The sequence below is a fragment of the Myxococcus sp. NMCA1 genome, from assembly GCF_026810205.1.
Lineage (GTDB): Bacteria > Myxococcota > Myxococcia > Myxococcales > Myxococcaceae > Myxococcus > Myxococcus xanthus_A.
Window position 1 is genome coordinate 7,591,045 of the sequence record NZ_CP113950.1, and the last position, 13,132, is coordinate 7,604,176.

Here is a 13,132-nt window from a genome sequence, read left to right on the forward strand (position 1 = left end):
GCCGGCCCGGACTGTTTCTGGAGGGCTACCGCGAGCCGCTCGTACGCCGTGCCAGAAGTTTCGGCGTCACAGGGTGCTCGCGGAGGAGTTCGATGAGCAGGGGCTGGAGCTGCTTGCGGATGGCCTCTTCCAGTCCTGGGATGGCCAGCAACTCCTTGGTGGGGCCCGCGAACGCCATCTGCCTCCGGGGTCCACTCACGGCGACGATAGCCGTCAGTCCCTGCGCCACCCGATCCCAGGGGAATGCCCCCCGCGTCTCACCTGAGAGCTTCGCCAGTGCACCCCGGAGCGCCTGAGTGACGCCCTTCACGTGTGCGCCATGCCGCACGGTCCGCACGGCGTTGGCAAATGACAGCAACGTGCTGCCCTCGTCTTCGCACCACTGCAATGCACACTGGACACGCAGTCCGTCCCACGTGAAATCGAAGGCGATCGGCTCGGGGTGGAGACGCGTCCTCGCCTCCGTGAGGACGTGAGCCCACTGCGCCACACCGCCAGGCAAGTGCCACAGCGTGCGCTCCTCCCGCTGGAGGTCCACGAAAGCAACGCGCAGCCCGGGAGCGAGCGCCGCCAGCTCGCTACAGCGCCGGGAAAGGCGCTCCCGGTCGAAGGCGAGCACCTCGAAGATGGTGGCGTCTGGAACGAAGTGGAGACGTATTCCTCTTTCCGCGGAGACGGGCATCGGCGCCATCGGCGTCACCTCAGACACGTCTCCCTGAGGACGGCCATGCTCGCCCATCAAGCGCCACTGACGCCCCTCCGCCCAGATGTCCACCTGGTAGCGTGACGACAGGGCGAGAGATACGACGAGCATGCTGTCCCAGAACAGCCCCACTTCCAGTGGCTGCCCCAAGAATCGCTTCCCTTCCACCACGGGGACCACATCACCGATAGGTACCGTACGGCTGGTAGAGAAGAGGGCAATGGAGTTGTCCCCGCCCAGCTCCAACACCACGTCTCCGCACTGCCCAAGGATCGCCTCTTCGAGAACCGACTCCAGGAGGAAATAGACGAGGTGATGCAGCCCGAGTTCGCCCGTGTCGCCGCAGTACATGCCAGGACGCTTGCGCATCGCATCGAGGATGTCGGTGGGTGGCACCATCCCGACACTCTACTCTGGCCTCGATTGCCCATCCCGTGGACACGAGAGTCCTCGTCCCACTGGCTCCGGCCCCGCCCCAATGGCATGACAGGCCCATGGCCCGTGACGTCTCCTTCTTCGACCAGCTCGGCTCGCTCCTCGCCCAGGAACGAGAGGCCGAGAAAGCCCGCCTGGCCGCGCTCGCCCAGAGCCTCACGCTGCATGAGCGCGAGGAGCACGGCCTGTCCGTCCTGGACCTGGAGTCCATCGAGGAAGAGGTCGGCCTGGGAGGCCGCTTCCTCGTCACCCTGGGCCGCGCGGACCGCCGCCCCTTGCCCACCCGCCTGCACAACGGTGACCTGGTGGCCGTGCTGCCCCGCCGCGCGGAGGTGAAGGAGCCCGCCCGCGCCCTCATCTCCCGTGCCACCGCCACGCGCATCCAGCTCGCCTTTGACCGCTCCCCGCCGCCCTACGTCCACGAGGGCCTCCTGCGCCTGGACGTCGTCCCCAACGACGTCACCTATGACCGGCTGCGCGCCGGGCTCCAGCGCATCAAGGCCCTGGACAAGGGCGCCGAGCGGCACAAGCGCGAGGTCGTCCTGGGCAACGAGCCGCCCCGCTTCGACAAGCCCCGCGAGTTCGAGCCCACCCGCCCCCTCAACCCCGAACAACAGGACGCCACCGCCCGCGCGCTCGCCGCCGAGGACTTCTTCCTGGTCCACGGCCCCCCGGGCACCGGCAAGTCCACCGTGCTGGCCGAGGTCGCCGCCCAGGCCGTGGCGGACGGCAAGCGCCTGTTGTGCACCGCCGCCAGCAACGCCGCCGTGGACCACCTGTTGGACTTGTGCCTGGACAAGGGCCTGCGCGCCATCCGCGTGGGTCACCCCGCCCGCGTGGCCGCGCGGCTCCAGGAGCACACCCTGGACATCGTCGTGGAGTCCCACCCGGACCGCGCCGTCTCCCGCGACCTCTTCGACGAGGCCTTCTCCCTGCTGGGCTACGCGCGCCGCCAGCGCAACCAGGGTCGCAGCCGCGAGCGCTTCGCCAACGCCCGCGCGTCCACCTCGGAAGCCAAGGGCATGCTCGACGAGGCCCGCGCCCTGGAGCGCAAGGCCGTGAAGTCCGTGCTCGCCAACGCGGACGTCATCTGCGTGACGCTCTCCAGCCTCGACTCCGGCGTGCTCTCTGGACAGCAGTTCGACCTGGCGCTGCTCGATGAAGCCACCCAGGCCACCGAGCCTTTGGCGCTGCTCGGCTTCCTGCGCGCGCCCCGCGTCATCCTCGCCGGCGACCCGCAGCAGCTTCCGCCCACCGTCCTCTCCCAGGAGGCCGCGAAGGCCGGCCTGGGCGTGAGCCTCTTCGAGCGCTTGCTCAAGGACCACGGCGAGGGCGTCAAACGCATGCTGCGCGAGCAGTACCGGATGAACGCGCGCATCATGGACTTCCCCTCGCGGGAGATGTACGGCGGCGAGCTTCGCGCCCACCCCTCCATCGCGGACCGCACGCTGGACGCCGTCCTCACGCCCGGCGCGGACGTGGATGCGCCCCCCGTGCTCTACCTGGACACCGCGGGCAAGGGCTTCGACGAAGAAGTCGAGCCCACCACGCGAAGCCTCTTCAACCCCGGCGAGGCTGGACTGGTGGAGGCCCGCGTGCGCGCCCTGCTCGCCGCCGGACTGGCGCCCCGAGAGCTGGCGGTGATTACCCCCTACAGCGCCCAGGCCCATCAGCTCCGCGAGCGCATCGAGGCGCTCAGCCCGGAGGTGGAGGTCGACACCGTCGACGCGTTCCAGGGCCGGGAGAAGGACGCCATCATCGTCTCCCTCACCCGCTCCAACAGCGAGGGGCAGCTCGGCTTCCTCACGGACCTGCGCCGCATGAACGTGGCCCTCACCCGCGCCCGCCGCCACCTCTTCGTCGTGGGCGACTCCGCCACCCTCAGCGGGCACCCCTTCTACGCGCGCTTCGTCGAGGGCACCCAGGCCAGCGGCGGCTACCGCTCCGCCTGGGAATGGCCCGACGCCCAGGACACCTGACACCTCGGGTTGTAACAGGGTAAAGGCAGACCCGCCCTGGGGCACTACGCAATCTATGCGAGGCTTTCCGGCCAAAATTGTCGCAACTGTGCACAATTTTTGTCACCCCGCTCGACAGGCGAGGCGGTGCAGTGCCGGAAATTCGGGCCTTTGAGGCCTCTCTCCTGTGCGGCATGAAACATGCTCTTCCCCGCGGCGGGGAGGAACCGCCACATGTCCCAGCAGGCGAATGTTACGAAGGAAAACGATGTCTGGGTTCTCCGTATCGAGAAGGACAACGGCAAGCAGCAGGAGTACCGCTGCGCCACCGAGAATCAGGCGCGCCAGCTCGCGATGATTCTCTCCCGGCCCGACACGGGTGGGCCGCCGCGGCAACCCGCCGGGCCCCGCTGAACGCGCGCCGCGCCCGGGCGTGGATGACGGTTCTCCCGGGCGCGTGAACCGGGTAAGGCACGGGGCAGGAGGCTCCCGTGTCCGACGCGCTCGAATCCCTCACTGTTGATGCCGAAGGCCTGGCGCTGCATGTCCGGCAGCGCCCCGCGCCCAACGCGCCCGCCGTGCTGTTCCTGCACGGATGGCTGGACCATTCCCACAGCTTCGATGCCCTCATCCCGCACCTGCCCCAGACATGGCGGCTGGTGCTGCTCGACTTCCGGGGCATGGGCCGCAGCGCCCACGTGGGCCCCGGCGCCACCTACCAGTTCAGCGACTACGCGCTCGACGTGGAGGCCACGTTGGACGGGCTGGGCCTGGACGCGGTGCACCTGGTGGGGCACTCGCTGGGCGGCATCGTCTCACAGGCCTACGCCGCCGCCCGCCCGGGGCGCGTGAAGAGCGTGACGCTCATCGAAAGCCTGGGCCCCGCTGGCGGACCCGCGGAAGGCGCCCTGGGCCGGCTGCGCAGCGCCCTGGATGACGCGCGCCGCCCGCCCAACCGCAAGCGCTACCCCACCGTGGAGGCCGCCGCGGCACGGCTGCTGGAGAACAGCCCCACGCTGACGCAGGACGCGGCGCTGTACCTCGCCCGGCACGGGACGGAGCCCTACGAGGGCGGCTTCGCCTTCACCTTCGACCCGCGCCACCGCCGCCGCTTCGGCATGGGTTATGACGAGGCCCAGTGGATGGCGCTCCAGGCCGGCGTCACCTGCCCGCTGCAGCTCATCCTCGCCACCGGCGGGCTGCGCCACGATGAAGCCCTCATGCGCAACCGTACGCAGGCGCTCCAAACCCTCGCCCATCCACCGCTGCACCTCCCCGGCGGGCACCACGTCCACATGGAGCAGCCCGAAATGGTCGCGGAGGCGCTCATTCGCCTCGCCTCCTGATACTCACCTACACTTCCTCACCGACAGAAGGACGGGAAAGTCTTTCACCCTCCAGAGTATCGCCCTTCCTCTTTGCCAACCTGATGACACCCACATCACGCCAACTTCCTGAAATCAGGGAGACTCCCCCTCGCTCCCTGGGTTGGTACGCAAATTGATGGAGGTGCAGGGGGCGGATCACTCACCGGGCACGGGCCGGTGGGTGTGGGGAGAAGGGTGGGGAGCGGGCAATGAGGATGGGGCTGACAGGGCGTGGACTCACACTGGCGTTGCTCGTAACCGTCGGGACGGCGTGCCACGAGGGGATGGAGACCCGCGCGGTGCAGGCCACCGCGGTGGTGGACACGGACCTCCTCGACTTTGGCGATGTGCCCGTGGGCGAGTGGCGGGAGCGGAAGGTCCGCATCCGCAACGTCGGGTACGTGCCCTTCTCCGCCCTGGACGCGCTGGGTCTGGCCAACAACCCCTCCTATCAAGTGGAGCTGGGCGAAGGCGCCGAGCGGGTGCTGCCGGGCGAGTCCCACGTGGTGCACGTCCGCTTCCACCCGCTCACCGAAGGCCTGGCGACGGAGACGGTGCACGTCAAGACGGACGCCAACCAGGGCGCGGAAGCCCAGGTGCAGGTGATGGGCATGGGCACGCCCACCCCAATCGGCGTGGAGCCGTCCTTCCTGGACTACGAGACGCTCGAGGTGGACAGCGAGCGCACGCTGGAGGTCACGGTGACGAATCCCGTGGACCTGCCGCTGACGCTGACGGTGGTGGGCACGCACCCGGACCCTTTCTCCGCGGACACCCTCACCATCCCTCCACTGTCGTCGCGCAAGGTGAGCACCAGGTACCTGCCCCGCGCGCTGGGGAACATGGGCGCGCGCATGGAGATTCTCTCCTGTGAGGGCTGCACACCGTCCACCGTGGAGCTGAAGGGCAACTCGGTGGCCTCCGCCTTCGTGTTCGACCCGGCGCCCGTCCCCTTCGATTTGATTCCGGTGCATGAGCGCACGCAGTCGTACACACGCGCGCGCAACATCACCTGGCGCCCCGTCACCATCGAGCGGCTGGTGACCAGCGACCATGCCTTCGTGCCGATTTCCCGGCCGGAGGGCTCCCTCGTCGGCCCGGGCGAAGTCGTCGAGATGCAGATGGAGTTCGCGGCGCGCTTCTCCGGTCCCAACGTGGGCGACCTCACGGTGCACTACACGTCCGACAAGGCGCGCAATTCGCAAGTGATTCTGGACGCGCGCGGCGGCCGGCCCACGCTGGCGGTGACGCCGGTGTCGCTGGACTTCGGCGAGGTGCCGGTGGGCGGCAAGGTGGAGCGCGTCATCCGCATCTCCAACGCGGGCACCAACGGCCCCCTCCAGTTCATCGGCGTGGCGGCGGGCGGCGACAGTCCGCAGTTCAGCGTGGACGTGCCCACGCGCGGCACCGAGGCCTATCCGTGGAGCGGCGGCGTCTGGCCCGTGCTGGAGGCGACGCCTGGGCTGCCCATTGCCCCCGGCACCGACGCGCTGGAGCTGAAGGTCTACTTCGAGCCCACCGCGGCGGGCACGTGGACGGCCGCGCTGCGCGTGCGCTCGGATGACCTGTTCAACCCGGAGCGCGAAATCATCCTCACCGGCCGCTCGCGCCCCACCGCGCCGTGCGTGTACGAGTTGACGCCGCAGCCGGTGATGGACTTCGGCAACGTGACGCCGGGCCGGGGCGCGGTGCAGGGCTTCCACTTCCGCAACCCGGGCAGCGCCGAGTGCGCCGTGAAGAACATCCACATCAGCAACGATGGCGGCGGCGTCTTCTTCATGCCGGGCGGCCGGCTCACGGGTGGCGTGGTGCCGTACGACTCGGGCTTCAGCGCCATGGTGGCCTTCCGGCCGCAGGCGGAGGGTGACTTCACCGGCGAGCTGCAGTTGACGGTGAGCAACCCGGCCGCGCCCATGGTGCGCCTGCCCCTCAAGGGCGTGTCCCGGCAGAGCTGCCTGGTGGCGACGCCGTCCTTCGTGGACTTCGGCCCCATCCGCTACGACTGCGCCGCGGCGCCCCGGAAGACGTACGTGGCCAACCGGTGCGGCAGCCCCGTCACTGTGACGGGCGCGGACATCGGCAACGGCACCAGCCACCAGTTCTCGCTGGTGATGCCCATGACGGCGCCCGTCACGCTGGCGCCGGGCGCGGGCTTCGAGCTGGAGGTCGGCTACGCGCGCAACGTGCACGGCCAGCACTTCAGCCCGCTGTACCTGCGCACGCCCAATGAGCCTTCACCCTTGCTCGTGCCGCTGCTGGCGGAGACGAACCACGAGGGCATCCAGGTGGACCGCTTCACGCAGGGCGCCGACAGCCAACTGGACGTCCTCTTCGTGGTGTCCAACACCACCACCATGCAGCAGTACCAGGACCGGCTGAAGGCGGCGATTCCTCAGTGGCTGCAGGCGGCCCAGACGAACGGCGTGGACGTGCGCGTGGGCGTCACCAGCACGGGCCTGGTGGCCCGGGGTCCGCAGTGCGGCGGCGGCGCCAACGGCGGCGAGGCCGGGCGCCTCTTCCCGGTGGATGGCAGCCGGCCTCGCGTGGTCTCCGGCTCCAGCGCCACCGCGGCCGCGGCCATCCAGGCCAACCTGGGCGTGGGCATGTGCCACAACCTGGTGCAGGGCCTGGAGACGATGCGCCAGGCACTCTCCGCGCCCCTGTCCGAGCACATGGATGACCCGCGCACCCCGCAACCCAATGACGGCAACTCCGGCTTCGTCCGCGCGGCGGCCCGCATGGCGGTGGTGGTCCTGGCCGACGAGGACGACAACTCCGGCTTCGGTCCAGAGAGCTACATCCAGTTCCTCCAGACGATGAAGGGGACGGGCATGTCCCACCGCAGCCGGCTCTACGGGCTGGTGCCCACCGACGCCGGCTGCGCGACCGCGGGCAGTGGCTCGGCCCGCTTCACCGCCGTGGCCAACGGCACGGGGGGACAGGTGGCCAACATCTGCGGACAAAACTACGGCGGGCTGCTGGAGCAGGTCATCCAGGGCGCCGGGGAGCCGCAGGCGGACTTCCCGCTCACCGCGGCGCCCACGGGCCTGGGGGAGATGGGCGTGCGCGTCCAGGGCCAGCCGGTGCCCGCGACGCAGTGGGTCTACGACGCGGAGCAGAACGCCATCGTCTTCCAGCCGGGGGCCATCCCCCTGGCCGGCCAGTCGGTGGAGGTCCGCTACCGCAGCCTCTGCGCGGTCCCGTAGGCCCGGCAGGGAGGTCCGGGTCACCCCGGCCAAGACGGGGAAGTCGCGGTGTTACAGGAAATGATGCACCGTGGACTTCCGTGTTCCCACCCGGCGCGGCTATCGTGGCGGACGTCGTGGAAACATTCGGCCGCTACGAGCTGCTTCGGAAACTCGCCATCGGCGGCATGGGCGCCGTCTACCTCGCCCGGCAGAAGGGGCCGGTGGGGTTCCAGAAGCTGCTGGTGGTGAAGCGGCTCCTGCCCCACCTGTCCGAGGACGACGAGTTCATCGACATGTTCCTGGACGAGGGGCGCATCGCCGCGCACCTCAACCACCCCAACATCGCGCAGATCTACGACTTGGGAGACGTGGACGGGCAGTACTTCATCGCCATGGAGTACGTGCATGGCGAGGCCGTGGGCCCCCTGGGCGCCCGGGCCCAGCAGCACGGCATCACCATCCCGCTGGGGCTCAAGTGCCGCATCATCGCGGACGCCGCCGCGGGCCTGGACGCGGCCCACAACGCGCGCAGCCCTTCGGGCCGGAAGCTGGCGTTGATCCACCGCGACGTGTCCCCACAGAACGTGCTGGTGGGCTTCAACGGCGGCGTGAAGCTCATCGACTTCGGCGTGGCCAAGGCGTCCGGGAAGCTGTCCCAGACGATTGTCGGCACCATCAAGGGCAAGCACGCGTACATGTCCCCGGAGCAGGCCCGCGGTGAGCCGCTGGACTCGCGCTCGGACGTGTTCGGCCTGGGGACGGTGTTCTACGAGTTGCTGACGCAGCAGCGCCTCTTCAAGCGAGAGACGGAGCTGGCCACGCTCAAGGCGGTGGTGGGCACGAAGATTGTCCCTCCGTCGGAGGTGGTGCCGGAGATTCCCAAGGCGCTGGACGCCATCGTCTTCAAGGCGCTGGCGCGCAAGCGGGACGAGCGCTTCTCCACGGCCGGTGAGCTGCAGCTCGCGTTGGAGGAGTTCCTCCTCACCCAGAAGCTGCACGCGACGACGGCGCACCTGGCGGCCTTCATGCGGGACATGTACGCGGAGGAGCTGGAAGAGGACCGCTTCGCCACCGAGCCCACCGTCATCAACTTCGACCCGCGTCAGGCGGCGAGGGCCCAGTCCCCCCGGCCTCCTGCTCGCGCCAGCGGTGGGTCCTCCCCCGCGGCGGCGCCTGTACCCGCCGGACAGGCGCGGCCCGCCGCCACTGCCCGTCCGCCGGCCGCCGCGCCGGGTGCGAAACCCGCCCCAGCGAAGCGGCCCCCACCGAAGGGCCCCGGCGGACAGGGCGACGGCGGCAAGTAGCCCGCGGACTAGAAGTTCTTTCCGTCCACCTTCATCACCGGCAGGCCGTCCAGCTCGACGCCGTCCAGGCAGCGGACGTTGATGGCGCGCATCTCCTTGCCATCCGGCATCGTGCCCTTCCCGAACGAGCGGACCCCACACGTGCCACAGAACAGGTGGTGGATGCTCTTCTTGCCGAACTGGTAGTCGGTGATGTGCTCGGCCCCCTTCTGGAGGTTGAACTGCTCCGCGGGGGCGAAGCCCAGCAGCATGCCCGTCTTGAGACAGATGGAACAGTTGCAGGACACCAGCGGCTGGCTCAGGTCCAGGCTCACGTCGTAACGGACCAGACCACAGTGGCAACCACCCTCGTAGCGCTTGGATTCGGACATGCGCGCATCCTGCCCCAACGCGCACGGAAAGAGCGGCACGAAACGATGACGCCTGGCGGTGCGGCTACAGGCTGGCCAGCGCCACGCGGTACAGCGCGCGGTAGCCCATGCGCGGCGCGGATTCGAAGCGCTCCGCGTTGAAGATGTCCTTCAGCAGCGCCTGCCCATCCGGCGACGACTGGAGGCTCAGCAGCGTGGACTCCAGCGAGGTCACCAGCTGCGGTGGCAGCCCCATGGCCACCGGGACACCGTCGTTGGGCGCCTCGTCGGTGTACGCAATCAGCTCGAAGCGCCGGCCGGCGCCCGCGCCCAGCACGTCCTCCACGCCGGTGGCGAACGTCAGCCCCGTGGACGCAGGCGGACAGAAGACGCTGGTGACGTCCGCCTTGCCGTCCAGCACCGCCTCCAGCGCGCCCTGGTACGAGCCCGCGAAGTGCTGCGCGAAGAAGGCCCGCGTCGGCTCCAGGCCCTGCGTCTTGAGGTAGGCGGTGGGCAGCAGGTAGCCCGCCACCGAATCCCGGTCCACCCACGCGGCGGTGGTGCCCTTCAGCCGCTCCACCGTCAGCCCCGCGCCCGCCCGGCACACCAGGGCGGAGCGGTAGGACGACATGCCCCGGCGAACGCCGCGCACCACCACACGCACGCCCATGGCTTCCATGCGCGCGCAGACGAAGGGCGGGGCCCAGGCCGCGTCCGCGCGGCCAGAGAGCAAGTCCTTGGCGAGCGTCTCGTAGCTGGACGCGACGCTCACCTCCACCAGCTTGCCCAGCGCGCGCTGGAGGAACGAGGCAAGTCGGTCTGCGCGCTCTCGCGCCGTTTCGCTGCCCAGCGAAGGGGGCAGGCCGAACCGGAAGGAATGCCGGGGCGTCGAGGGGGCTTGCAGGGTCATACGCCCCCCTAACTACCCCTCCCTGCCCAGGCGCGCCACTTCATCGTCGGCCAGGCCGAACGTGGCCTGGAGCATATCCAGGATTCGCTGCTCGGGATGGCTCGGGGCGCCCCCCGCGTGGGCAATCTTGATGGCCAGCCGGAAGGCCTTCACCCGCTGGGCGTGCGTCGTCAGGCCGTGGGCCAGCACATGGAGTCGCTGGGGCAGGCCCTCGGCGGCCAGGGCCGACACGGACTCACTGACGAAGCTCTGCGCGCGCTCGGGGCTGACGTTCTCGAAGAGGGGGTCGGCCGCGAAGCTCTCCACCAGCGCCCGGGCCTCGGCCTCCTGGAGCTTCCCGTCCGCGGCGCTCACCAGCACCATGACCTCCGCGAACAGGCGCTCCAGCGGCTCGCCCAGCGCCTCCGCCAGGCTGCCGCCGTTCTCGATGACGTCGATGATTTGCGCCACCTCGTCCTCGGAGATGCCCAGCGCGGCCTGGAACGTCTTGAGCAGGCCCAGCTCGTCCCGCGTGGCGCGCTGGTCCGCCAGGGCCACCGCCGCCGCCAGCCCGAAGGCCAGCATCCGGTTCTTGTGGTCCGGCAGCCGGCGCCGCAGCGACGCGAGCACGTCCTCCAGATTCTTCGCCTCCGACAGCCGCTCGGCGCTGGTCTCCACCAGGGCGTTGAGCTCGTCCGGGCGGGTGCCCTCGAACTCCGGGCGCTCCAGCACGCGGCTGAGGAGCGTCTGCATCTCCCGCTGCGAGACGCGCCCGTCGGCCATCGCGGCCAGCAGCATCGCCTCCACCAGTGCGCCGTTGCGGTCGTTCCGCGCCTTCACTGCCTGCTCTCGAGCCATGGGCTGGCGCTCCCTTGCGTGTCCTTCGGTTCGGTCGTCGTGGCCCCTTCCTCGCTGGCGTGCAGCGGGTCGGGGTTGAGCGTCTTGTCCAGCAGGTGACTCGGCCGCACGTTCGCCATGGCGTTGAGGACGCTCTGGCGGACGTTGGGAATTTCCTTGCCCAGCTCCTCCATCAGCCGCTGCATCCGCTTGCGCTGGAGGTTCTCCTGCGTGCCACACAAGTCGCACGGGATGATGGGGAAGGCCATCAACTCCGCGAACTTCGCGATGTCCTTCTCCGGCGCGTAGCACAGCGGGCGGATGACCACGTTGCGCCCGTCGTCGCTGCGCAAGAGCGGCGGCATCGCCTTGATGGAGCCGGCGAAGAAGAGGTTGAGCAGCAGCGTGTGGATGAGGTCATCGCGGTGGTGGCCCAGGGCAATCTTGGTGCACCCCAGCTCCACCGCCGCCGTGTAGAGGATGCCGCGCCGCATGCGCGAGCACACCGAGCACTGCGTCTTCCCCGGAGGCGTCTTCTCCAGGACGATGCTGTAGGTGTCCTCCTTCAGCAGCTTGTACGGGTAGCCCTCCCGCTGGAAGTACGCCTCAAGCTTGTCCGCTGGGAAGCCGGGGTGGCCCTGGTCCAGGTTCACCGCCAGCAATTCGAACTTCACGGGAGCGCGACGCTGGAGCTCCCGCAGGAGGTGCAGCATCGTGTAGGAGTCCTTGCCTCCGGACACGCCCACCATGATGCGGTCCCCGTCCTCAATGAGGCGGTGGTCCGCGATGGCTCGGCCCATGTGGCCAAGCAGACTCTTTTCCAGGCGCTGGACGTCGTTCATCGGCGCGGCCATCCTAGCGGCGGCCCGGGAAAAAACACCTCAATCCCAAGGTCCGGTCCGCTAGCCTGCCCCCCGCAATGCCGACCTACCCGCAAGGTGCCGTTGACGTAGTAGATGCCTCAGGTGAAGAGAGCGCGACCCGCACGCTGGAAGCCGCGCGCGAAATCGCCGTGGACCTGGAAGCGGACTCGATGCACGCCTTCCGCGCCCGGCTGTGCTTCCTTCAGCTCGCCACCGACGACCAGGTCTTCCTGTTGGACACGCTCCAGCCGGGCGTGGTGCCGGGCATGCTCGCCCCGCTGATGGCCGACCCGGCGCGCACCAAGTTCTTCCACGCCGCCCAGGGCGACCTCCAGTTCCTCGCCGAGGTGGGCGTCCGGGTGCGGGGCCTCTTCGACACCCACCGGGCGGCCACCCTGCTGGGGTGGCCCAAGGTGGGCCTGGCCGACCTCGCCCGGGAACGGCTGGGCGTGGAGCTGCCGAAGGAGCACCAGCAGTCGGACTTCTCCATCCGCCCCCTGCCCCCGGGCATGAGGGAGTACATCGCCAATGACGTGCGCTACCTGTGCGAGCTGGGCCGCCAGGTGCGCGACGCCTGCCGCGAGGCCGACATCCTGGAGGAGGTCCTCCTGGACTGCGTCCGCCTGTGTGACGAGGCCGCGGCGCGCCCCGACGTGGGCGCGGACTTCAAGCCCAAGCTGCCCCGCGCCGGGCTGAATCCCACGCAGATGACGCTGGCCCACGCCATTGCCCACGCCCTGCACCGCAAGCGGCTGGAGTGGGCGGAGAAGGACAACGTCCCCATGGGGCGGATGCTCTCCAACATGGCGATGGGTGACATCGCGGTGAAGCTGCCCACCAACCCCAAGGAGCTGGCGCGCATGGCCGGCGTGCGGGGCTCCTTCATCCGCACGCACGGGGAGGAGCTCCTGGCCGTGGTGCGCGAACTGCTAGAGAAGTCGCGCCGGGGCGAACTGGCGCCGGAGCGCGAGCCCAAGGGGCCCAAGGACGCCAACAAGCGCAAGCGCGAGGAGGCCCTCAAGGCCTTCCGCGTGGAGAAGGCCACCGAGCGCAAGGTGACGCCCAGCGTGGTGCTGACCAACCCGTTGATGGACGCGCTGGCCTCGCAGCCCCCGAAGGACGTGGAGGCGCTGGCGCAGGTGCCGTACCTCGGCGAGAAGCGGGTGCGGCTGTACGGCCCCGCGCTCCTGGAGCTGCTGGCCGCCTACCCCGTCCTCAACGCCTGAAGTGAAGGGGGG

The 13,132-nt window shown here is 69.6% G+C and carries 11 protein-coding genes; 6 read left to right on the plus strand and 5 right to left on the minus strand.

Annotated features, from left to right (window positions below):
• Positions 1-25 precede the first annotated feature (25 nt).
• Complete coding sequence (locus OZ403_RS31380) at positions 26-1,102, minus strand: DNA gyrase subunit B (RefSeq protein WP_140799783.1); 1,077 nt, start codon at positions 1,100-1,102, stop codon at positions 26-28.
• 95 nt (positions 1,103-1,197) lie between these two features.
• Between OZ403_RS31380 and OZ403_RS31385 the strand changes: the two genes are divergently transcribed.
• The 5 genes from OZ403_RS31385 to OZ403_RS31405 all read left to right on the plus strand — a co-directional run bounded on the left by OZ403_RS31385 (position 1,198) and on the right by OZ403_RS31405 (position 8,955).
• Positions 1,198-3,117, plus strand: a complete 1,920-nt coding sequence (locus OZ403_RS31385) for an AAA domain-containing protein (RefSeq protein WP_268782473.1) — start codon at positions 1,198-1,200, stop codon at positions 3,115-3,117.
• Positions 3,118-3,330: 213 nt separating this feature from the next.
• Positions 3,331-3,510 (plus strand): hypothetical protein, encoded by a 180-nt coding sequence (locus tag OZ403_RS31390; RefSeq protein WP_225888111.1) that lies wholly within the window; start codon positions 3,331-3,333, stop codon positions 3,508-3,510.
• Between the two features lie 77 nt (positions 3,511-3,587).
• A complete protein-coding gene (locus OZ403_RS31395; protein ID WP_140794961.1) occupies positions 3,588-4,442 on the plus strand; it encodes an alpha/beta hydrolase in 855 nt (284 codons plus the stop codon).
• A 230-nt stretch (positions 4,443-4,672) separates the two neighbouring features.
• Positions 4,673-7,669 (plus strand): choice-of-anchor D domain-containing protein, encoded by a 2,997-nt coding sequence (locus OZ403_RS31400; protein WP_140799786.1) that lies wholly within the window; start codon positions 4,673-4,675, stop codon positions 7,667-7,669.
• Between the two features lie 80 nt (positions 7,670-7,749).
• Positions 7,750-8,955, plus strand: coding sequence for a serine/threonine protein kinase (locus OZ403_RS31405; protein WP_140799787.1), 1,206 nt, complete (start codon positions 7,750-7,752; stop codon positions 8,953-8,955).
• 8 nt (positions 8,956-8,963) lie between these two features.
• On the opposite strand, the gene OZ403_RS31410 is transcribed toward OZ403_RS31405, so the two are convergent.
• From OZ403_RS31410 to ttcA, 4 genes are all read right to left on the minus strand, one after another.
• The gene (locus OZ403_RS31410; RefSeq protein WP_174258939.1) at positions 8,964-9,326 is read right to left on the minus strand and encodes a GFA family protein; all 363 of its coding nucleotides are present in this window, start codon (positions 9,324-9,326) and stop codon (positions 8,964-8,966) included.
• Between the two features lie 64 nt (positions 9,327-9,390).
• A complete protein-coding gene (locus OZ403_RS31415; RefSeq protein ID WP_140794965.1) occupies positions 9,391-10,215 on the minus strand; it encodes a phosphate/phosphite/phosphonate ABC transporter substrate-binding protein in 825 nt (274 codons plus the stop codon).
• Between the two features lie 12 nt (positions 10,216-10,227).
• The gene (locus tag OZ403_RS31420) at positions 10,228-11,052 is read right to left on the minus strand and encodes a TerB family tellurite resistance protein (protein ID WP_140794966.1); all 825 of its coding nucleotides are present in this window, start codon (positions 11,050-11,052) and stop codon (positions 10,228-10,230) included.
• Positions 11,031-11,885 carry a tRNA 2-thiocytidine(32) synthetase TtcA gene (ttcA, locus tag OZ403_RS31425; RefSeq protein ID WP_011555929.1) on the minus strand — a complete coding sequence of 285 codons (855 nt, stop codon included), beginning with the start codon at positions 11,883-11,885 and terminating at the stop codon, positions 11,031-11,033. Before ttcA ends, OZ403_RS31420 begins: the two co-directional genes overlap by 22 nt.
• Positions 11,886-11,950: 65 nt before the next feature.
• Between ttcA and OZ403_RS31430 the strand changes: the two genes are divergently transcribed.
• Entirely contained in the window at positions 11,951-13,120 is a 1,170-nt protein-coding gene (locus tag OZ403_RS31430; RefSeq protein ID WP_140794967.1) for a ribonuclease D, read from the plus strand.
• Positions 13,121-13,132 lie beyond the last annotated feature (12 nt).